Source organism: Hydrogenophaga soli (assembly GCF_054777695.1).
This window is the reverse complement of record NZ_BAAHAK010000002.1, coordinates 132,254-153,567: the sequence shown is the minus strand read 5'-3', so window position 1 is coordinate 153,567 and position 21,314 is coordinate 132,254. Positions and strand designations below refer to the sequence as shown.

Below are 21,314 nucleotides of genomic sequence, written 5' to 3'. Positions count from 1 at the left end.
GGGGGGTCAGTGGTCCCGCAGGCGTGCCCGCAAGCGGGCAATGGACTGGCTGTGCAACTGGCACACGCGTGACTCGGTCACGCCCAGCACCGCCGCGATTTCCTTCAGGTTCATGTCGTGCTCGTAGTACATGCTCATGATGTACTGCTCGCGCTCAGGCAGGTTCTTGATGGCTTCCACCAACGCCGCCCGCATGCGGACATCACCCAGGATGTGTTCAGGGTCCTCGTCTTCCTGGGCTACGTGGCGGTCCAGGTAGTCGTCCCCCCCGTCATCACCGCCGGAAAAATCTTCCAGATAGACCAGTTGGGTGCCGCGCACGCGGGCCAACAGTTCCTGGTAGTCAGCCAGCGACATGTCCAGTTCGGCGGCGATTTCAGATTCCATGGGGGCCCGGTGCAAGCGATGCTCCAGCCGATGCACCGCGTGTTCAATCTCTTTTTGGCTTTTGCGGGAGCCACGCGACATCCAGTCGCCGCCACGCAGCTCGTCGATCATGGCCCCGCGGATGCGTTGGCTGGCAAAGGTCTCGAACTGCACCCCTTGCGAGGGTTCATAACGGGCCAAAGCCTCGGTCAGTCCGATCATGCCCACCTGGATGAGGTCGTCCACTTCCACGCTGGCCGGCAACTTGGCAATCATGTGATGCGCCAGACGCTTGACCAGCGGGCTGTACTGCCGGATCTGGGCGTCGCGGTTGAGAGTGCCTTTAGCGGTGTACATCAGCAACTCCAAAGCTGTGGAACCAGCGCCTCCCTGGGTGTGGAAGGGGACCAGCCCGATCCGGGCGTGCCAGGTTCCTCCAGCAGGAGAGCGCTCTCCAGCATTCTAAGCATCCATTGGGTGATGATGTCACGCGTCACACTGGGGCCCTGCTCAGGCAGCGGACTGTTTTCGGGCACCCACCCCAGGTGCCGTTTGGCCGTGTCCAACAAAACCCCCAGGGCTTGTTCGGCCACGGGGTCCGGCACCTCGCTGCGCATGGGCACCAGGACCGGCTTCAAATCGCCCGCTTGGTGCAGCACCTTGAGGGCGCTGTATGCATCCACCACACCCGTGGGTTGGAACGTGAACGGCACCAGGGGCCGCACGGCCGCCCCTTCCATCAGCACGCTGACCCACTCCTTGGGGGCCAGCAGCAGCACGACGGTGTCGGGACTGAAGCACGCCGCCAGACGGGCCAAAGCCGCGCCAGGCCCTTGCGTGGCCGCCACGTGCAGCAAGGTCTGCATGCCGCTCTGGCTGGGCCACACCCGCCATTGGGCCTCGTTCGGAGAGGCCGGTTCAGGCCCGGTCTTGAGGAACTGGGCCAAACCAGGGCGCCCGGATTGCTCGCGGCTGGTCGCATCCAAGGCCACCACCGAGTGCCCCAGAACCGACAGCCCGGCCCCCAGGGTCCAGACCATGTCGAACGCCACGTCACTGTCGCGGCCCAGCACCACGGGCAGCACGCGCACACAATGGGCGGCAGCCACCGAACGCAAACCGGCCGCCTGGTCGAACATCGGATCAAACACGGAGCGCTCCCAGGTTCATTTGCTTTGGAGAAGGCTGGGCAAAGAAGAAGCCCACTTCCGACGGCGCGGGATCGAAGGCCGACTTGCCCTCGGTGCCCATGGACGTGCGCACCAGTTGGTGCGCCACCGGGCCTTGCCAGTCCTCAGGCACGCGCTGGCCGTTGGCCACGCCACGCAACATCACCTGGTGGCGAATGAGGGCATCGACCGCAGGACCCAGTTTGACGGCCTCGTCCACTTTGGACAGCACCACGCCGTGCAACTCCTTGGCCTTGAAGGCCGCCAGCACGTCGTCCATGGTGTCGCCATGGCTGCTGGCGTTGAGCACCAGCATTTTCTTGATGCCGGGCAGGTCCAGCACCTCCAGCATGTCCTGGATGCGGGGGTCCTTTTGTCCCAGGCCAGCGGTGTCAATGACCACCATGCGCTTGCCCGCCAGCAGGGTCAACAAATCCTTCAGGGCGGCACGGTCATGGGCCAGATGGGCCACCACACCCATCATGCGACCGTAAGCGCGCAGTTGCTCGTAGCCGGCCACACGGTAGGTGTCCAGGGTGATCAGGCCCACGCTGTTGGCACCGTACTGCTTGACGCACTGGGCGGCCAGCTTGGCGGCGGTGGTGGTCTTGCCCACCCCGGTGGCACCGATCAGGGCGACCACGCCGCCTTCGTCACAGATGCTGGTGGCGCTATCAGCGGTTTTGAGGTTGCGGGCCAACACGTCCATGACCCAGCGAACGGCCTCGGCAGGACCGGCCTCGGTGGGCATGCGCTCCAGCACACTGCGCACCAGGGCGGGGCTGTAGCCCGCACGAATGAGCTTGAGCATGAGGTTGGACTGCAAGGGGTTGTTGCGCGACGTGCCCAGCCAAGCCAGCATGTTGAAGCGGTCTTCAATCATGTCCTTGAGTGCGGACAGCTCGTTGGCGATGTTGCCCCCCTGGGGCGCAGCCGTCAGCGGCACATCGGCAGGAGGCATCACCATGGCAGCGCTCCAGTCCGCCGCAGCGGCAGCACGAGCGACGGGGCGTGGTGACTCCATGCCAGGCTCCTGCGCCATTTCGCGGGTCATGATGGGTGCTGGAGCCGCTGCACGGGGAGCCGACACCATGGGCTCCGCAGCAACCATCCGCTCGGGCACGGCGCGGCGCGGCGCTTGCGCCACAGGGGCGGGAACAGCCGCCGTGGCACGACCTTCCAGTTCTTCCTTGCGACGCTTGAGCATGCGCTCGCGCACATAGTCCTGGAATGACAGGGTGCTCATGGCCATGGTCTCGGTGTCGCGCTCGACACTGGTGCTGCGTTCCAGGGCCTTGGGCGACGTCACGGCCGCAGAGGGTCCGGACAGACGGGCGCGCTCGGCAAACGAGGGCTGGGGGCGGGCCTGTTCCACGGGTTGGGCCGCCACGGAAGTGGATGCGCCGACCGGCAGACTGGACAGGTTCTCCTCGGTGGTGGCCACCACCTCAAAGCCGTTGGCGGTGGCGCGGCTGGACAGGATCACGGCGCTGTCACCAAAGGCGGCACGGGCCTTGGCCATGGCTTCACGCGAAGTGGGTGCGAGAAAACGCTGGATGTTCATGATGCGTTACCTCCGAGGATCGGTCCGATGCGGATGAGATGGGTGTCTGGGATTTCGCTGTGCGCCAGCACTTGCAGGCGCGGAGCGGCACGGCGCATGAGGCGCGCCATGGCAGAACGGATGGCATCAGGCACCAGCAGGCAGGCGGGCACGCCACTTTCTTCCTGCTTGTTGGCGACCTGAGCGGCAGATTGGGAGAGCATGTCGGCCACGCCAGGGTCCAGCGCCGCACCGCCATTGCCGCCCAGGGCCTGCACCAGCAAGCGCTCCAGGTTGGGGTCGATGGCAATGACTTCCAGTTCCTTGGCGGGGCCGTAGATCTGCTGAACGATGGCCGGTGCCAGAGAAACACGCACACGGCGGGCCAGTTCGGCCGCATCAGAAACACCCGCAGCGGCATGCTCGGCCAGCGTCTCGATGATGGTGCGCATGTCACGGATGTTCACAGACTCGTCCAGCAGCAGCTGGAGCACTTTCTGGAACGTGGCAATGGACACCATTTTGGGTACGACCTCTTCAATCAATTTGGGCGCCAGCTTGGCCACGTGATCCACCAGTTCCTGGGTCTCCGTGCGGCTGAGCAACTTGGCTGCCTGGACTTGCATCAAGTGTGACAAATGAGTGGCCAGTACAGTCTCTGAATCAACCACCGTAAAACCGGCCATTTGTGCGCTCTCCTTCTGACGTTCGTCGATCCAGTGCGCAGGCAGGCCAAAAGCGGGGTCGGTGGTGGGGGTGCCAATCAAGGGCGTGGTGATGCCACCCGGGTTGATGGCCAGGAACATGCCAGGGAACACCTCACCATCGCCCACCACCACGCCACGCAGGGTGATGCGGTAGGCGCTGGGACGCAGTTCCAGGTTGTCACGCACATGCACGGCGGGGGGCAGGAAACCCACTTCCTGCGCAAACTTCTTGCGCACCCCTTTGATGCGGGACAGCAGGTCACCCTGGCGGGTCTTGTCCACCAGCGCAATCAGGCGGTAACCCAGCTCCAGACCCAGCAGGTCCACGGGCTGCATGTCGTCCCAGGTGGCTTCGCCGTCGTTGGCCGGGGCGGCGGGGGCCGGGGCAGGCTCCGGTGCCGGCTTGGCTTTTTCGCGGGCCAGCCACCAGGCCCAACTGCCCAGCGTCACCGCAAACATCAAGAACACCAGGTGCGGCATGCCGGGAATGATGCCCAGCATGCCCATCACACCCGCGGTGATGCCCATCACGCGGGGCGAGTCGAACACCTGCTCGGCAATCTGGCGACCCAGGTCGTCGTCCTTGCCCACCCGAGACACCACCATGGCAGCGGCCACAGAGATCAGCAACCCGGGAATCTGTGCCACCAGCGCGTCACCCACGGCCAGCAGGATGTAGCTGTTGGCGGCGTCACCCGCCGTCAGGTTGTGCTGCAACATGCCAATGGCAAAGCCACCGATGATGTTGATGAACAGGATCAGGATGCCGGCGATGGCGTCGCCCCGCACAAACTTGGCAGCACCGTCCATGGCACCGAAGAAGCCCGCCTCGTCGCCCACTTCGCTGCGGCGGCGCTTGGCTTCCTTTTCGTCAATCAGACCGGCGTTCAGGTCGGCATCGATGGCCATTTGCTTGCCGGGCATGGCGTCCAGGGTGAAGCGAGCGGACACTTCGGCAATGCGCTCCGAGCCCTTGGTCACCACGATGAAGTTGATGACCACCAAAATGGCAAACACGATCAGGCCCACGGCAAAGTTGCCCCCGATCAGGAAGTGGCCAAAGGCTTCGATCACCGCACCGGCAGCCCCCGGGCCGGTGTGCCCTTCCATCAGCACCACACGGGTGGACGCCACGTTGAGCGACAAGCGCAGCAGCGTGGTCAACAGCAGCACGGTGGGGAACACTGCGAAATCCAGCGGACGGCGCATGTAGGCAGCCACCATCATCACCACCACCGACAGGGCAATGTTGAGCGAAAAGAAGCCGTCCAGCATCCACGAGGGCATGGGCAGCACCATCAGCGCCAACACGGCCATCACCAGGATGGGGGCGGCCAGGCCGGACAAATGGCCCGAGCCTGCTCGCAGCCATTGCTGCGCGGCGAGGATTTGGGGGTTCATGTGCGTTCCTCCGGTGCCGCGGCTTTGCGGTCACGTTGGTTGTGCGGGTCGAGCTCGGGTGGCACATGCGGATCGGGTTGGACCGATGGCATGCGACCTTGACCTTGCATGGCGGCTTTGATCTGGTACACGTAGGCCAACACCTGGGCCACGGCGGTGTACAGCGCCTGCGGAATCTCGGTGTTGAGGTCGGCATGGGCATACAACGCCCGGGCCAACTTGGGAGACTGCAGCACAGGAACCTTGCAGTCCTTGGCCACGTCGCGGATCTTGAGGGCCAGCAGGTCTGCACCTTTGGCGATCACCCTCGGTGCGGCCATGGTGGCGTCGTCGTACTGGATGGCCACGGCATAGTGGGTGGGGTTCATCACCACCAAGTCAGCCTGGGGAACCTGGGCAATGCTGTTGCGGTTGGCAATTTCCCGTTGCAAGGCCCGCATGCGCCCCTTGAGTTGCGGACTGCCTTCGGTTTCCTTGTGCTCCTGCTTCACTTCCTGGTGCGACATGCGCAGGCGTTGTTTGTGCAGGAACAACACCATGGGCACATCCACCAGGGCTGTGACCAGCACCACACTCAACAACGTGGCCACGCCCATGGCCAGCCAGTGCCCCATCTGGATCAACCCTGCATCCAAGGGGCGCAGCATGAGGCTGGCAAAGTCCACGAAGTGAGAAGACAGGTACATCCAGCCAATTGAGCTGACCACCGCGGTCAAAGCGGCCAGCTTGGCCACCTCGAACAGCTGCTGCTTGGAAAAAATGCGCCCAAAACCCGAAAGGGGGCTGATCTTGGAAAGATCGGGCATGAGCGGCTTGAGGCTCAGCGTCCATCCACCGGCAGCCACGGTGGCCCCCACCGCGAGGACCAGCACAGCCAACCCCAAGGGCAAGTAGACCAGCAACGCCCCCAACACCCCCTGGGTGAGGTGGCTGCTCATCAGGTCAGATCGCAGCAACGAGGCGTGATCAAAGCGCAGCAGGTTGCGCAAGCCGTCCAGCATGCGAGCCGTGCCCATGGAGAACAGGGCCACCAACAAGCTGAACCCCCCGCCCAACACCGCCAGGTTGGACAGCTCCTTGGAGCGCGCAACCTGGCCCTCGTCCCGCGCCTGTTGAAGGCGTCTGTCGGTGGCGGGTAGGTCTTTGTCCTGACTGGAGTCCATGGAAGGCAATGCAGAGTGGGTGCTTGCATTGTCTGACCCGGGTCAGGTTTCTAAAGCGCAAAAAAAGCCGGGTTCACCCGGCTGTTTGACAAGCGTTGAGCAGGGTCAGAAACCCAGGCTCGCCAGCAGGTCGTCCACATCCTGCTGGTTGGTGGCCACATCTGTGCGCGATTCAGGGTTGACCACAGGCCCCGCCAAATCATCGTGGTCAGGCTTGCGGGCGGCGGTGGGGGCTGGAGGCGCCACATCCACCAACAACTGCAAAAGCTGGTCTTCGATGTTGGCCGCCAACTTGACCACGCGGGCGATCACCTGGCCGGTCAGATCATGAAAGTCCTGCGCCATCATGATGTCGGTCAGGTGCTGGTCGGTTTGCTCACCGGCCTCACGCAGCTTGCGCAGTTGATCGGCCAAAGCAGGCTTGGCCGGAAACAGCGATTCCAGCAAGCGGCTGACTTGAACAATTTCGTCTTGCTTGGCCTTGGCCGCATCCACGCTGTTGAGGACCTTTTCCGCCGCCTCGCCCGTCAATTTGGCAATGTAATTGAGGCGGCTTTTGGCGTCGGGGAGCTCTCCGACCGTGTCTTTGAGCTTGTCGGCAAAGCCCAACTCTTGGAGAGCGTCATGCAGTTGGCGGGTGATGTGCCCCAACCGATTGAACATCTCCGAAGAGCGGTCCTCGGTTTGCCCACCCCCGGCTGTCACGTCCTGTGGCTCCATGGTGTGCTCCGAGGGTCACAGACCCAGCTTTTTGATGATGTTGACCAGCTTCTCTTCCAGGGTGGCCTTGGTGAAAGGCTTCACGATGTAACCAGCGGCACCACTCTGGGCCGCCAACACAATGTCTTCCTTGCGGGCTTCGGCGGTGACCATCAGCACCGGAATGTGCTTGAGCTTGTCATCGGTCTTGATTTCCTTGAGCAACTGGAACCCGTTCATGTTGGGCATGTTGATGTCGCTCACCACGAAATCGAAGCGACCATTGCGCAGCTTGTTCAGCGCCACGGCACCGTCTTCGGCTTCATCGGCATCCTGATAGCCGATTTCCTTGAGCAACCCCCTCACGATGCGGCGCATGGTGGAAAAGTCATCAACAATCAAAAAACGAAGGTCGTTCGCCATGGGAAATTCCGTCTGCTAAAGGGCTGCGCAAAGCGCCTGTGTTGTTTATACCGCGGATTCACCGGGCTCAAGGCGTTGCTGCGGGCACATTTTGCCCGGACGACACGCCAGGGTCGAAACTTCCGGCTCGATAGGTGCGCATGGCGCGTTCCTCGGCCTCCTTGGTCATCACCACAATGCTGATGCGTCGGTTGATCGCTGCCTCGGGCTTGTCGGGTTCCAGCGGCTGGCTGTAGGCCAACCCCTCCACCCGCACGATTTTTTCGTTGGGAACGCCCACGCTGTAGAGCTCGCGCCGCACGGCATTGGCTCGTTCAGCCGACAACTCCCAGTTGCTGTACCCCCCAAGCCCGCCGCCAAACGGGGCCGAGTCGGTGTGCCCGGCCAGTGAAATGCGGTTTTCCACATCGGCCAGCACGGTACCCACGGCACGGATGAGTTCGCGCATGTAGGGCTTGACCACCGCGCCACCGCTGTCAAACATGGGGCGGTTCTGGGCATCCACGATCTGGATGTGCAAGCCATCGGGTGACGACTCGATGCGGATTTGATCGGCAAACTCCAGCAGTTTGGGGTTGTTGACGATGACGTTGACGATCTTGTCGCGCAGTTTCTCCAGCCGCTCCGACTCTTCCTTTCGAAACGCGTTCTGGGCCGTCTGGGCCCCCCGGAGCTTTTCGGTGCGTTGGGCATCCCCACCGTCCACCTGCCCATCGGACGCACTGAGGTCCCGCCCCCCGCCCACCAGAATGCTGTTGGAGCCACCCGAGCCCGGCCCGCCCATCAGCGCCACCTTCAAAGGGCTGGCAAAGTAGTCGGCAATGCCCTTCTTGTCACCCTCTGTGGTGGAGCCCAGCAGCCACATCAACAGGAAGAAGGCCATCATGGCCGTCACGAAGTCGGCGTACGCGATCTTCCACGCACCCCCGTGAGCGGCATGGCCGCCCTTCTTGATGCGCTTGATGATGATCGGCTGCAGCCGCTTGGCGTCACCTGCCATGATGAATGAAAATGGGCTCTACCGCTTGTTCAAACTGGATGTACCGCTCACTTTTTCTTCACATGAGCTTCCAGCTCTGTAAAGGTGGGGCGATCGGTGGAATACAGCACTTTGCGACCAAACTCGATCGCGGTCATGGGCGCGTAACCCTGCATGCTGGCCAGCAAGGTGGTTTTGATGCATTGCAACTCTTTGGCTGCCTCGTCTTCCTTTTGCTCCAGCAAGAAGCCCAAGGGCTCTGCAAACGCATACGCCAGCAAAATACCCAGAAAGGTTCCCACCAGGGCGGAACCGATCATCCCGCCCAGCACCGCGGGCGGCTGCCCCACCGAGCCCATGGTGTTCACCACCCCCAACACCGCGGCCACGATACCGAATGCGGGCAAGCCCCCCGCAACGCGGGCAATGGACTGCACCGCCGCATGGGCCTCGTGGTGGTGGGTTTCGATCTCGGTGTCCATGATGGACTCGATTTCGTGGGCGTTCAGGTTGCCGGACACCATCAGCCGCAGGTAGTCGGTGATGAACTCGGTCACATGGTGATCGGTGCCGACATTGGGGTACTTCTGGAACAGCGGAGACGAATGCGGGTCTTCCACATCCTTTTCAATGGCCATCAAGCCTTCTTTGCGGGCCTTTTGGAGGATGTCGTACATCAGCGCGAGCAGCTCCATGTACCGATCTTTGGTGTACTTGCTGCCTTTGAAGCACTTGCCCAAGCCTGCCAGCGTGGCCTTGACCACGGTCATCTTGTTGGCGGCCAAGAACGCCCCCAGCGTGGCACCGCCAATGGTGATCAGCTCAAACGGCAGCGCCGTCAGCACCACCTTGATGTTGCCGCCGTGAGCAATGAAAACGCCGAAGACGCAGGCAATGACCACGCCCCAGCCCACGAATACAAACATGGTTCAGTTCCGTTCAGGAGAGCCACCTCCCCGTTTGGGCAACATGCCAGGAGGTTCAGCGCATGATAAGGGATAGGGGTACACCCCTGAGCTCGCAATAAAGCATGCCGCCCCAGGGCATTTCGGCGCTTTCAGCCCGTAACGAGCCGCCCTCACTGCAACTTGAGGCTGCCCGCAGCGCTGCCCTTGCCCGCCCGTGCCGGGGGCTCGCACAGCCCGCACACGAAGTTGCGGCTGATCTCGTAAGGCTCGGTCACGAACTTGCCCCCGCAGCAGCTGCATTGGGTCATGCCCAGCATGTGGTTGTCCATGAACTTCACCAGGCGCCATGCCCGCGTGAACGTCAGCAGCGGCTCGATCCCGCAGGCCGTCATCTGCTCGGTGTAGAGCCGGTAGGCCTTGATGACCACGTCGATGTCGTCCAGCTCCGCTGCCTTGGACAGGTACTCGTGGATGTTGGCAAACAGGCTGGCGTGGATGTTGGGTTGCCAGGTCAGGAACCAGTCGGTCGAGAACGGCAGTTGACCCTTGGACGGCGACTTGCCAGCCACTTCCTTGTACAGACGCAGCAACCGCTCGTACGACAGGCTGGTTTCGCTCTCCAGCACCTGCAGGCGTGCACCCAGGTGGATGAGGGCAATGGCGCGCTCGATGTCGCGCGACTCGTTGACGATGCTTTTGACAACAGCCATGGTTTTCTCCTGCTTTACATCGTTTCGGTCACGCGGCCAGCCATCAGAATGCTGGCATGCAGACGGGAGGTGGCTTCATTGGCCACCTTGCCGGGCTTGTGGTTGGTCAGCAGGTCCCACACCAGATCGTCCTCGACGCGGAAGCGGCACAGCAGCATGTTGCCCGAAGCGACCTTCATGATCTGGGCGGGAGACAGCGAACCCAGCAGCTCGGCGGCCTCTTCGGTCAGACCCAGGCGGAACTGGGCCTCGGCCTTGTCCTGACGGATGAGGCTTTGAGCCAGCATGAGGTAGGTCAGGTTGGCTTCGCGGATCTCGGCCAGCATCTGTTCGTTGTTCATGGTGCTCACTCCTTCAGGGGTTGGTCGCTGGGCCTTGGCTAACACGCCGGACAAAGCGGTGATTCGTTGAAGTGGATTGTGAAAACCCACCTACTTTTCTTGAATCAGCGTTTGGCTGTTCGTGCTGTCAGCTCCCCCGACATCCCTTGTCAGTGAAAACCTGACACGCACATGGGGCCCGACCCCAAAAGCCCCTGGATGGGAAGCAGTAAAGTCACACTGGACGCAACCAATGCATTGAGGGTTGGACCATGAAAGCAGTGATTTTGGCAGGGGGCCTGGGCACCCGCATCTCGGAAGAAACCCACACACGCCCCAAGCCCATGGTGGAGATTGGTGGGCGCCCCGTGTTGTGGCACATCCTCAAAACCTATTCGGCCCACGGCGTGAATGACTTCATCATCTGCTGTGGCTACAAGGGTTACGTCATCAAGGAGTACTTTGCCAACTACTTCCTGCACATGTCCGACGTCACCTTCGACATGGCCACCAACCGCATGGAAGTGCACCAGCGCCACGCCGAGCCCTGGCGTGTGACCCTGGTGGACACGGGCGAAGACACCCTCACCGGCGGACGACTCAAACGCGTGGCCAGCTATCTGCAGGATGAAGACGCCTTCTGCTTCACCTACGGCGACGGGGTATCCGACGTCCACATCGGCAAGCTGATCGACTTCCATCGCCAACACGGCAAGATGGCCACGGTCACCGCCGTGCAGCCCCCGGGACGTTATGGCGCGCTGTCCATGTCCGGTCAAGCGGTGCAAGGCTTCACCGAAAAACCCCCGGGTGACGGTGGCCTGATCAACGGTGGCTACTTTGTGCTGTCCCCCCGCTGCCTGAGCCTGATCGACGGAGACCAAACCCCCTGGGAAAGCACACCCCTGGGCCAACTGGCCGCCCAAGGGGAACTGATGGCCTATGAACACACCGGCTTTTGGCAACCCATGGACACCCTCCGGGAGAAAAACCTGTTGGAAGACCTGTGGAACTCAGGCAAAGCCCCGTGGAAGGTCTGGTGATGTCCCTGCCCAACACCGAGTTCTGGCGCGGCAAGCGCGTGTTGGTCACCGGGCACACGGGCTTCAAGGGCTCGTGGCTGGTGCTGTGGCTGCAACGCCTGGGTGCTGAGGTCCATGGACTGGCCCTGACACCGCCCACCCAGCCCAACCTGTTTGAAGCCGCCCGCGTGCAAGCCGATGTGGACCACCACCTGGTGGACATCCGCGATGCCGCCCAAGTGGCTCAACGGGTGCGGGCCATGGCCCCCGAGTTGGTGTTTCACCTCGCCGCGCAACCCCTGGTGCGCGCCAGTTACGCCGACCCGCTGGCCACCTACGCCACCAACGTCATGGGCACCGCCCATGTGCTGGACGCCCTGCGGGGGCTGAACACCGTGAAGGTGGCGGTGATGGTGACCACCGACAAGGTGTACCGCAACCTCGCCCAGCCCTACCCCTTCCGCGAAGACGACCCCTTGGGCGGTCACGACCCCTACAGCGCCAGCAAGGCCGCCAGTGAACTGGTGATTGCCAGCTACCGCGACGCCTGGCTGGCCGCCCAGGGCGTGGCCGTGGCCAGCGCCCGGGCCGGCAACGTCATCGGCGGTGGCGACTGGGCGGCGGACCGGCTGATCCCCGACGCCATCCGCGCCTGGCAAGCCGGGCACCCCGTGCACATCCGCAACCCGCATGCCACGCGCCCCTGGCAGCATGTGCTGGAGCCGCTGGCGGGCTACCTGGTGCTGGCCCAACACCTGTGGACCCAGCCCCAACACGCCGCGGCCCACAACTTTGGCCCCCACAGCCACGAAGCGGCCACGGTGGAATTCATCATCAAAAGCCTTTCCAGCGCTTATCCTGAAAGCGTGGTCAGCTACGAAAACAATGAGCACAACCCCCACGAGGCACCCACCCTCGCGCTGGAGACCGCACACACCCGCGCGCTGCTGAACGTGCAGCCCCGCTGGCCGCTGGCCCAGGCCCTCACCCGCACCGTGCAGTGGTACCGGGCCCACCACAACGGGGCCGATGCCCGCCAGCTGTGCCTGCAAGACATTGACGCCTACGAGGCCTCCGCCACCGCACCATGCGCCGCCTGAGCCTGCACCCCACCCCGCTGGCGGGACTGTTCGAGGTCCAACGCCACCCGCTGGGCGACAGCCGCGGCTTCTTTGCACGGCTGTTTTGTGCCCATGAACTGGCCGACGCGGGCTGGCACACCCCCATAGCCCAAATCAACCACACGCACACCGCCCGCATGGGCACCGTGCGCGGCATGCACTGGCAACGCCCACCCCATGCCGAAATGAAGCTGGTCACCTGCATCCGTGGCGAGGTGTGGGACGTGGCCGTGGACGTGCGCCCCGAGTCCCCCACCCACCTGCACTGGCACGCCGCCCGCTTGTCCGCCGCCAATGGCCGCGCCCTGCTCATCCCCCCGGGCTTTGCCCACGGGTTTCAGGCCCTGAGCGACGACGCCGAACTGGTCTACTGCCACTCCCACCCCCACGCCCCCGAGGCCGAAGCGGGCCTGCACCCGCAAGACCCTCGCCTGGCCATTCCCTGGCCCTTGCCTGTGGTGGAACTGTCCGCACGCGACCAGTCCCACCCCCTGTTGACCGACACCGCCCCCACGCCATGAAATGCCGCCACTGCCAATCTGACCTGAGCCTGGAGTTCCTGGACCTGGGCAGCGCCCCCGCCTCCAACGCCTACCTCAGCCCGGCACGCCTGATGGCCCCCGAGCGCTGGTACCCGCTGCGCCTGCTGGTGTGCACCCATTGCTGGCTGGTGCAAACCCAAGACTTCGCCCGTGCCGACGAGTTGTTCGACGCCGACTATGCTTACTTCAGCTCCTACTCCAGCACCTGGCTGGCCCACGCCCAGGCCACCGTCCAGACCCTGACCCAGCGCTTTGGCCTGACCCCCGCCCACTGCGTGGTGGAAGTGGCCTCCAACGACGGCTACCTGCTGCAATACGTCAAGGCCGCAGGCATGGCGTGTTACGGCATCGAGCCCACGGCCAGCACCGCAGCCGCCGCCCGCGCCAAGGGCATCGAGGTGGTGGAACGGTTTTTTGGCGTGGCCCTGGCCGACGAGCTGACCGCTCAAGGACGGCAAGCCGACCTGATGGTGGCCAACAACGTGCTGGCCCACGTGCCCGACATCAACGACTTTGTGGGGGGCTTTGCCCGCCTGCTCAAGCCGCAAGGCGTGGCCTCTTTCGAGTTCCCCCACCTGCTGCAGCTGGTGCGCCACCGCCAGTTCGACACCGTCTACCACGAGCACTACTCCTACCTGTCGCTCACCGCGGTTCAAACCCTGTTTGCCGCCAATGGCCTGACGGTGTTCGACGTGGAGCCGCTGCGCACCCACGGTGGCAGCCTGCGGGTGCTGGCCCAACGCGCCGACACCGGCCTTCACGCCGCCAGCCCGCACGTGCAAGCGCTGCTGGACGAAGAACACACCGCAGGCGTCACCCAAACCCATTTTTATGCCCATTTGCAGCAGCAGGTCATACAAATCAAGCGTGAGCTGATCTCATTTTTGCTGTCTTGCGCTGAAAAAGGGCAAACCGTGGCGGGGTATGGTGCCGCGGCCAAAGGCAACACCTTGCTCAACTTTGCCGGCGTGCGCCCCGACCTGCTGCCCTACGTGGTGGACAAAAACCCCGCCAAACAAGGGCAGTACCTGCCGGGCAGCCGCATCCCCATCCTGTCGCCCGAGCACCTGCTGACCCAAAAGCCCGACTTCGTCCTCATCCTGCCCTGGAACCTCCAAGACGAGGTGATGGCCCAGCTCGCCCCCGTGCGGGAATGGGGTGGGCGGTTTGTGACGGCGGTGCCCCAGTTGAGCATCACATGATCGACTGCCACCCCACCGCCCGCATTTCCGAACGGGCTGACATTGAAGACTCGGTGCGAGGCAGCCGCATTGTCATCGGCGCACGCAGCGTCATCGACAGTTTCGTGAAGATCAAACCCGCGGGCGGCTCTGGCGACCTGGTGGTGGGAGAGGACTGCGTCATCAACTCAGGCTGTGTGCTTTACACCGGCAATGGAATCGTCATGGGCCACGGGGTGGCGGTGGCGGCCAATTGCACGTTTGCGCCCGTCAACCACGAGTTTTCGCGTCGGGACGTGCCCATCCGCAGCCAAGGGTTCAGGCCCAGCAAAGGCGGCATCGTGATCGAGGACGACGTGTGGATTGGCGCCAACTGCGTCATTCTGGACGGTGCCGTGCTGCGCCGGGGCTGCGTCATCGGCGCGGGCTCTCTGGTCAGGGGCGAGGTGGCGGCCTACTCCATCCAGGCGGGCAACCCCTTGGAACTCAAAGGATGGCGACAGTGACGCACCCATCCCACAACCCCCACCCGCAGGGACCTGTGACGGTGCTGGGTGGGCGAGGCTACATCGGTCAGCACCTGGTCCAGGGCCTGCGCCATTCGGGCCTGGACCCCTGGGTCCCCCAGCGCGACGACCCGGCTGTGTTTGAAAGGCCGCTGGGGGTGGTGTATTTCTGCGTGGGCCTGACCGCCGACTTCCGCTCCCGCCCGTTTGAAACGGTCGATGCCCATGTCGGCTTTTTGCGCCAGCTGCTCCAACACGCCCATTTCGACCAACTGGTGTACCTGTCGAGCACGCGGGTCTACCTGGGCGCTGCAGGCACCCAGGAAGACCAGGCCCTGGTGGTGCGACCCCAGGACGCCGACGACCTGTACAAACTGTCCAAGCTGATGGGCGAAAGCCTGGCCCTGCACTCAGGACGGCACTGCAAGGTGGTGCGGCTGTCCAATGTGGTGGGGGGCGAACATGGCAACCCCGACAGCTTTGTCTACAGCCTGCTGGCCGATGCCCGTCGCGGCCACGTGGTGCTGCGCAGCCACCCGGACTCGGCCAAAGACTATGTCCACATTGACGACGTGGTGGACCTGCTGCCGCAAATTGCCCACCGCGGACAGCACCCCACCTACAACCTGGCCAGCGGCAGGCAAACCACTCACCGCCAATGGCTGGAGGCCATCTGCAACGCCACCGGAGCCACCTGGGAGACGGCGGACCATTGCCCGTTGCAAGCCTTTGCGCCCATTGATGTGCAGCGAATCCAACGTGAATTCGGATTCAAGGCCGCGTGGCCGGTGGAACGGTTCATCCCACACCCCCCCTCTTCGGCGCTGACAACGCCTCAACGCCCACTGTGAGCTTGTGCTCCAGGATGCTGCCATGCCCGATCAAACCCCAACAGCCCCCAACCATGTGACCGCGGTGTTTTTTGGCGCCGCCGATCAGCCCGAGTTTCTCCAGGGCATGCAACAGGCGATCAACCAAATCAACCCGCCAGCGGGCATCTACGCCGGGGACAACCTGTTCACGTACCACCGAAACCTGAGTTTCCTGGAGGACCGCCCGCTCATGGAAGCGGTCGCCAAGCACAGCACCTCCACCGTGGAGCAAGGCATCCTTTGGCGGCAGTCGGTGGTCCTGTGGGGTGCACGGAACGGGTTGAAGCTGGAAGGTGACTTTGTGGAAATCGCCTGTTACAAAGGGACCACCGCCCGAATCGTATGTGATGCCCTGAACTTCAGCTCACTCCATCGACGTTACTTTCTCTACGACCTGTTCGACCACGATCCTGCCATGGCTCACCATGCCATGCCAGAGCACGGTCAGCAGTTGTACGAGTCGGTCAAAGCACGCTTCTCGGACGCACCCAACGTCGTGGTCACCCAAGGCAAAGTGCCCGAGGTGCTGGCTGAGGTGGCCCCGGAAAAAATCGCTTTCATGCACCTCGATTTGAACAATGCCGAGGCCGAAATTGGGGCCCTGGATGTGCTGTTCGAGCGCATGGTCCCGGGCGCGGTCCTGGTGTTGGACGACTATGGCTGGCTGGCGTATCGTGCACAAAAACTCGCCGAAGACCCCTGGTTCGCAGCCCGTGGTTACTTCGTGATGGAGTTACCCACCGGCCAAGGCATGGTCATCAAGCAATCCTGATTTCCCTCTCAGACGACATCCCATGAGCAACCCCATTGAACAATTTCGCCAAGAGCAACAACAACGCATTTCCGCTTACGGACAAGATGCAGGATTCCAAGCGCTGTCCCGCGATTGGTTGCAGGCGTCCATGCAGCGCCAGTACGTGTACAACTTCGACTGGATGGGCCGCCCCATCATCCAATACCCGCAAGACATGGTGGCCATGCAGGAACTGGTCTGGCGGGTTCGCCCCGACCTGATCATTGAAACCGGCATCGCCCACGGTGGCTCGTTGGTGCTGTCGGCATCGCTGCTGGCCTTGCTGGACATGAGTGATGCCATTCAAGCGCAAACCACCTTGGACCCCGCCCGCTCCAAGCGCAAGGTGATCGGGGTGGACATCGACATTCGGGCCCACAACCGCGCCGCGATTGAAGCGCACCCCATGGCCAGCCGCATCCACATGATCCAGGGTTCCTCCATCGATCCGGCCACGGTGGCCCAGGTGAAAGAAGCGGCCCAAGGTTTTGAGCGGGTGATGGTGTGCCTGGACTCCATGCACACCCACGACCATGTGTTGGCGGAGTTGGCCGCCTATGCGCCACTGGTCAGCTCAGGCAGTTACTGCGTGGTGTTTGACACGTTTGTGCAAGACATGCCGCCGGGCTTTTTTGCCGACCGCCCCTGGGATGTGGGCAACAACCCCCAAACCGCGGTGCAGACCTTTCTGAAGTCCAACACCGCCTTTGAGATTGATGCCGACATGGAGCACAAGCTGATGGTGACCGTGGCACCTCAGGGTTTCTTGCGACGTCGGTGACTCACCCCTGCCGTTGACCGCCCCTTGGGCCGTCAACGGCGGTTCAGCCTTGCATGGCCTGCTGCGCGTAACGCAAGTAGGTCACGGCAAAATCGGTGTGCCCGTGAGCGTGCTCAACCTCCGCCAGACACGCCAATGCCAGCGGATCGTGAGGAATGGCACACAACACGGTTTCGGCCAACTGGGTCACGGCCACCCACTCGGGCCTGAACCCGGCTCCATCCACAGACCCCGTCCCGGCCTGCTTGGCCACGTCCAGCAGGTGCTGGAGCTGAGCGTAAATGTCTGGCCGATCCACCCGTTGGCCATCGCCCATGCCAACGGCCTTGACGGGTGCCCCGGCCAAGGCATCGGGCACGTTGGCCTGCCATTGCTGGACGTGCTGCGCTTGCGCGGCTTCGTCGCCCGGGGCCGCTTGTGCAGCCAACCAGCGCTGCCACGCCGTGCGCAGGCCCAGCCCAAACTCCTGCACAAAGCGGTCTTCATCCATCAGGCATGAGGCTTCGACGTGCTGCCGAAGTCCCTGGCGAATGGCATTGAGCTGGTCCACATCAGCGGCCAGCTGGTGTGCAATGGCCAGGTACTGTTGGGGCGTGTCAGCCAACCACCCTGTTTGCCCCAGATACCGCAACATCCCGGTGCTCAACCGACTTTTGAAATCTCGCCCCTCCATGGACACCAGGGGCACCCCCATCCACAGCAAGTCGAAGGTGGTGGTCCCCCCGGTGAGGGGGAAGGGGTCCAGCGCAATGTCGATGTCGTGGTAGGTCAGGTACTGGTTTCGGTTGTCCAGGCCCACCAGCGTCAACCGGTCCAACGGGATGCCCAGTCGGCCACAACGTTGCTCAAACTCGGCGGCAAACTCGGGGTTGTCGAGGTTTTTGCCCTCAATCAACAAGCGGTAGTTGGCATTGCCGTGCAACAACTCACCCCACAGCGCCAGCACGTCGTCGGTGAGTTTGCCCAAGTTGTTGCAGCTCCCGAAGGTGACATAGCCCCGACTCAAGGCTGGCGTGGGCTGCACCAGATAAGCCGGTTGGTATCGCCACAACGGGTTGCGGCTGTGGGGGCGATAACAACAGAACAGGGTGTTCATCCGGTACAGACGCTCCGAATACTCGGCGTCGGCCCCCGGCGGATCGGTCACCTGGTCGGTGAACTTGTAATCGACCGCCGTCAGCCCGGTGGTGGCCGGGTAGCCCAACCAGGACACCTGCACCGGCGCCAGCTTTTGCGCCATCAGCAGCAAGCCGTTGCCGCCGGTGTGGCCCGCCAGGTCAATGAGGATGTCGAACTGGCCCTCGCGAATCAGACGGGCCTTTTCCTCGGGCGTCTCAAACCCCAAGTGGGTGAACACATCCACATGTTTGCGCACCCGTTCGGTCACCGCGTCGATGACCGGGTGCAGGTACAGGGCATGAACCTCAAATTGGCGGCGGTCCAATTGCGCCAGCAGGCCTTCCACAAAGTACATCACCGAGTGAACGCGGAAGTCAGGCGACAGAAACCCCACCTTCAGGCGATCCCACGGCCCGCGCCCTGCTGCACTGTGGGTGGGCCATTGGCCGCGGATGGGGTCTTCAAACTGGTGCGCGAACTCGGTGGCCGCCTTGTGAATGTCCACCGCGGTGAATCGCGGGTCGGCCAGCATGAACAGCTGCCTGTTGACATAGCTGGCCACATCGGGGGGAAACAACTCGATGGCGGTGTTGCAGTCGGCCACGGCCTCGGCCACCTCGCCCAGTTCACGTCGATGCAGACCCCGGTGGGACACCGCCGTGGCGCGCTCCTCGTTGGTTTGGGCCAACGCCAGCATGCGTTCCGCACAGGTCAGGCCACGGCGCGGCTCCTGAACCTGGTACAGACACTTGGACAAGGCCATCCAGGTGACATAGCGGTCAGGCCGTTTTTGCACCACGGCTTCAAGCTTGGGCAATGCCCGCTGGTACTGCCCCAGCTCCATGAGGGTGTTGCCATGGTTGAGGGCCAGCTCCATGTCGAGGGGAACGGCTTTGGCCGCGTCCTCGAAGGCCTTGACACATTCTTCAGCCCTGTGCAGCTTGAACAGCGCAAAACCCAAGAACCGGTGCGCCCAGAGGTCTCGCGGCGCTTTGCGCAAGGTTTTCCGACACGCTTGCACCAACTGAGGCCAGTTCTGTTGGGCCATCAAATTTTTCAACAGAACTTCAGAGGATGACATTGCATTTTTCATGAAGAGAACCTTCGCCGCAGAACGAGCTGCGAGCATAGCCTCCCAGGGAAAGCAACAACCTCACCCCGTCCCAGGTTTTTGCTGCTGATCGAACTCAGCCCAACAGCTTCAACACACTTTGCGGCAGCTGGTTGGCCTGGGCCACCATGGCCGTGCCCGCTTGTTGCAGGATTTGCGCACGGCTGAGGTTGGCCGTTTCCATCGCAAAGTCAGCGTCTTGAATCCGGCTGCGGGCTGCAGACATGTTCTCAGACGAAATGTTCACGCTGCTGATGGCCGCCTCAAAGCGAGACTGCAAAGCGCCCAGCTTGGCACGTTCACCGCTGATGAACTGCAAAGCCGAGTCCACCGTCTTGAGGGCATCGGTCGCCTTGGTGAAGGTCGTGATGTCCAGCTCCGACACCTTCTTCAAGGCCGATCCGGTGGTGGCGCCTGCGGTGCCCAGGGCGGTGGTGGTGGTGCTCACCACACTGAAGGACTTTTCAGAGTCCAGCGTCAGGTAGCCGGAAGACACGATGTACGCAGCCGAAGCGGCGGTCGCCCCGGCAATGGCGCGGGATGTGCCGGTGGTGCTGAGCGTGCCACTGGTGTCGGCCGTCATCTTCTGGACGTTGACCGTGCCGCCGTTGGCCGTGGTGGCTGCCTTGCCCACCACGATGTTGTTGCCGGAGGTGTTGGTCAGGATGATGCCCGAGTTGGTCGAATTCATCTCGGCGGTGATGCCGGTCTTGGACGACTTGTCGTTGATCGCCTGAACGGCGGCCGACAGCGCGTCTGCACCCGACGTGGCGGAGAGAGAGAAACTCACCGCCTCGGCCGCAGAGTTGTCACCCAGCAACTCCAGGCTGTAGCCCCCTGTTGCGGTGAAGTCCAACTGCACATTGGTGCGAGCCGTGGCTTTCACCCCCGTGGCAACCGTTTGCGCATTGATCTTGTCGGCCGTGGCCTTGGACGTCTCGTCAATGGCCACGGAAATGTTTTGTGAGCCCAGCGCACCCGCCACGGCCAGCGTACCGGCCACCACACCGTTGGTGGTGGGGGCGGCTGCGGCTGCGGCCTGTGCATCGGCACCCGTGCCCGTGGCCTGGTTGTTGCCGTACACGTTGGTGCGCATGTTGGCCGTCGAAGCCACAATGGTCTGGTTGGCGTTGGCACCCACTTGGTACTTGGCGGTGCCGAAGGTGCCGTCCAGGATCTTCTGGCCGTTGAATTCGGTGGATTGAGCAAGGCGATCCAGTTCACCCACCAACTGAGAAACTTCTTGGTTCAGGGCTTGACGGTCACCGGCACTGTTGGTGGCGTTGGCCGACTGAACCGCCAATTCGCGGATGCGCTGGAGGATGTTGGTGGCCGACCCCATGGCCCCTTCCGTCACCTGCGCCAACGAAATGCCGTCGTTGGCATTGCGGGCGGCTTGGTTCAAGCCCCGGATTTGCGCGGAAAACCGCTCGGTGATGGCCAGGCCTGCGGCATCGTCCTTGGCGCTGTTGATGCGCAAGCCCGACGACAGCCGCTGGATGGACGTGGACAAAGACGACTGACTGATGCCCATGTTGCGCTGAGCCGTCAGTGAACTGACATTGGTGTTGATGGTTGCAGCCATGATGTAACTCCTACAAGGTTGGCGCCTCCAACTGCATTCAAACCAGCCTGACACTGCATGGCAAGGACTCAGGAAGCGGTAGGTCAATTGTGGAAAGGACAGAAATTTCCAATCCCCGGATCAACACCCCAAAAACCCGCCAAATCCAAACTCTCCGCCACCACAACCGCCAAGATCGCAAACAAAACCTCCAAAAGCCCCTCAAGTTGCCAGCCCCGGCGGCCGATACAGACATCAACGACTCTTTACACCCGCTGTGGACGAGCACCTCGCCCCATGTGGCAACTGGTTCA

General features: G+C 62.8%; 21 protein-coding genes. 8 read left to right on the top strand and 13 right to left on the bottom strand.

What is annotated here, in order from left to right; all coding sequences use genetic code 11:
- Positions 1–6: 6 nt before the first annotated feature.
- The 11 genes from ACYVB7_RS03815 to flhD form a co-directional block, all read right to left on the bottom strand.
- Positions 7–723, bottom strand: a complete 717-nt coding sequence (locus tag ACYVB7_RS03815) for an RNA polymerase sigma factor FliA (protein WP_460505243.1) — start codon at positions 721–723, stop codon at positions 7–9.
- Positions 723–1,517, bottom strand: coding sequence for a hypothetical protein (locus tag ACYVB7_RS03810; RefSeq protein ID WP_460505242.1), 795 nt, complete (start codon positions 1,515–1,517; stop codon positions 723–725). Before ACYVB7_RS03810 ends, ACYVB7_RS03815 begins: the two co-directional genes overlap by 1 nt.
- On the bottom strand, positions 1,510–3,099 hold the full coding sequence (gene flhF, locus ACYVB7_RS03805) for a flagellar biosynthesis protein FlhF (RefSeq protein ID WP_460505241.1): 1,590 nt from the start codon (positions 3,097–3,099) through the stop codon (positions 1,510–1,512). The genes ACYVB7_RS03810 and flhF overlap by 8 nt, the downstream gene beginning before the upstream one ends.
- On the bottom strand, positions 3,096–5,186 hold the full coding sequence (gene flhA / locus ACYVB7_RS03800; RefSeq protein WP_460505240.1) for a flagellar biosynthesis protein FlhA: 2,091 nt from the start codon (positions 5,184–5,186) through the stop codon (positions 3,096–3,098). Before flhA ends, flhF begins: the two co-directional genes overlap by 4 nt.
- Positions 5,183–6,349 carry an EscU/YscU/HrcU family type III secretion system export apparatus switch protein gene (locus ACYVB7_RS03795; protein WP_460505239.1) on the bottom strand — a complete coding sequence of 389 codons (1,167 nt, stop codon included), beginning with the start codon at positions 6,347–6,349 and terminating at the stop codon, positions 5,183–5,185. The genes flhA and ACYVB7_RS03795 overlap by 4 nt, the downstream gene beginning before the upstream one ends.
- Before the next feature lie 105 nt (positions 6,350–6,454).
- On the bottom strand, positions 6,455–7,012 hold the full coding sequence (locus ACYVB7_RS03790) for a protein phosphatase CheZ (protein WP_460505691.1): 558 nt from the start codon (positions 7,010–7,012) through the stop codon (positions 6,455–6,457).
- 72 nt (positions 7,013–7,084) lie between these two features.
- Positions 7,085–7,471 carry a response regulator gene (gene cheY, locus ACYVB7_RS03785; RefSeq protein ID WP_460505238.1) on the bottom strand — a complete coding sequence of 129 codons (387 nt, stop codon included), beginning with the start codon at positions 7,469–7,471 and terminating at the stop codon, positions 7,085–7,087.
- A gap of 67 nt (positions 7,472–7,538) precedes the next feature.
- Entirely contained in the window at positions 7,539–8,471 is a 933-nt protein-coding gene (gene motB, locus ACYVB7_RS03780; RefSeq protein WP_460505237.1) for a flagellar motor protein MotB, read from the bottom strand.
- Between the two features lie 47 nt (positions 8,472–8,518).
- Positions 8,519–9,376: a flagellar motor stator protein MotA gene (motA, locus tag ACYVB7_RS03775; protein WP_460505236.1), complete on the bottom strand. Its 858-nt coding sequence runs from the start codon at positions 9,374–9,376 to the stop codon at positions 8,519–8,521.
- 152 nt (positions 9,377–9,528) lie between these two features.
- Positions 9,529–10,068: a flagellar transcriptional regulator FlhC gene (flhC, locus tag ACYVB7_RS03770; RefSeq protein ID WP_460505235.1), complete on the bottom strand. Its 540-nt coding sequence runs from the start codon at positions 10,066–10,068 to the stop codon at positions 9,529–9,531.
- A 14-nt stretch (positions 10,069–10,082) separates the two neighbouring features.
- A complete protein-coding gene (gene flhD, locus ACYVB7_RS03765) occupies positions 10,083–10,409 on the bottom strand; it encodes a flagellar transcriptional regulator FlhD (protein WP_460505234.1) in 327 nt (108 codons plus the stop codon).
- 251 nt (positions 10,410–10,660) lie between these two features.
- On the opposite strand from flhD, the gene rfbF reads away from it, so the two are divergent.
- Genes rfbF through ACYVB7_RS03725 form a run of 8 tightly spaced genes read left to right on the top strand, consistent with a single transcriptional unit; the run spans position 10,661 to position 17,206 of the window.
- The gene (gene rfbF / locus ACYVB7_RS03760) at positions 10,661–11,431 is read left to right on the top strand and encodes a glycosyltransferase family protein (RefSeq protein WP_460505233.1); all 771 of its coding nucleotides are present in this window, start codon (positions 10,661–10,663) and stop codon (positions 11,429–11,431) included.
- Complete coding sequence (gene rfbG, locus ACYVB7_RS03755; protein ID WP_460505232.1) at positions 11,431–12,510, top strand: CDP-glucose 4,6-dehydratase; 1,080 nt, start codon at positions 11,431–11,433, stop codon at positions 12,508–12,510. The genes rfbF and rfbG overlap by 1 nt, the downstream gene beginning before the upstream one ends.
- The gene (locus ACYVB7_RS03750; protein WP_460505231.1) at positions 12,498–13,052 is read left to right on the top strand and encodes a dTDP-4-dehydrorhamnose 3,5-epimerase family protein; all 555 of its coding nucleotides are present in this window, start codon (positions 12,498–12,500) and stop codon (positions 13,050–13,052) included. Before rfbG ends, ACYVB7_RS03750 begins: the two co-directional genes overlap by 13 nt.
- Complete coding sequence (locus tag ACYVB7_RS03745; RefSeq protein WP_460505230.1) at positions 13,049–14,275, top strand: methyltransferase domain-containing protein; 1,227 nt, start codon at positions 13,049–13,051, stop codon at positions 14,273–14,275. The genes ACYVB7_RS03750 and ACYVB7_RS03745 overlap by 4 nt, the downstream gene beginning before the upstream one ends.
- On the top strand, positions 14,272–14,760 hold the full coding sequence (locus tag ACYVB7_RS03740; RefSeq protein ID WP_460505229.1) for an acyltransferase: 489 nt from the start codon (positions 14,272–14,274) through the stop codon (positions 14,758–14,760). Before ACYVB7_RS03745 ends, ACYVB7_RS03740 begins: the two co-directional genes overlap by 4 nt.
- A complete protein-coding gene (locus ACYVB7_RS03735) occupies positions 14,757–15,611 on the top strand; it encodes an NAD-dependent epimerase/dehydratase family protein (protein ID WP_460505228.1) in 855 nt (284 codons plus the stop codon). The genes ACYVB7_RS03740 and ACYVB7_RS03735 overlap by 4 nt, the downstream gene beginning before the upstream one ends.
- Before the next feature lie 22 nt (positions 15,612–15,633).
- A complete protein-coding gene (locus ACYVB7_RS03730) occupies positions 15,634–16,404 on the top strand; it encodes a class I SAM-dependent methyltransferase (RefSeq protein WP_460505227.1) in 771 nt (256 codons plus the stop codon).
- Between the two features lie 22 nt (positions 16,405–16,426).
- Positions 16,427–17,206: a cephalosporin hydroxylase family protein gene (locus ACYVB7_RS03725; RefSeq protein WP_460505226.1), complete on the top strand. Its 780-nt coding sequence runs from the start codon at positions 16,427–16,429 to the stop codon at positions 17,204–17,206.
- A gap of 43 nt (positions 17,207–17,249) precedes the next feature.
- On the opposite strand, the gene ACYVB7_RS03720 is transcribed toward ACYVB7_RS03725, so the two are convergent.
- Positions 17,250–19,373, bottom strand: a complete 2,124-nt coding sequence (locus tag ACYVB7_RS03720) for an O-linked N-acetylglucosamine transferase, SPINDLY family protein (RefSeq protein ID WP_460505225.1) — start codon at positions 19,371–19,373, stop codon at positions 17,250–17,252.
- A gap of 139 nt (positions 19,374–19,512) precedes the next feature.
- On the bottom strand, positions 19,513–21,021 hold the full coding sequence (locus ACYVB7_RS03715; protein ID WP_460505224.1) for a flagellin: 1,509 nt from the start codon (positions 21,019–21,021) through the stop codon (positions 19,513–19,515).
- Positions 21,022–21,314 lie beyond the last annotated feature (293 nt).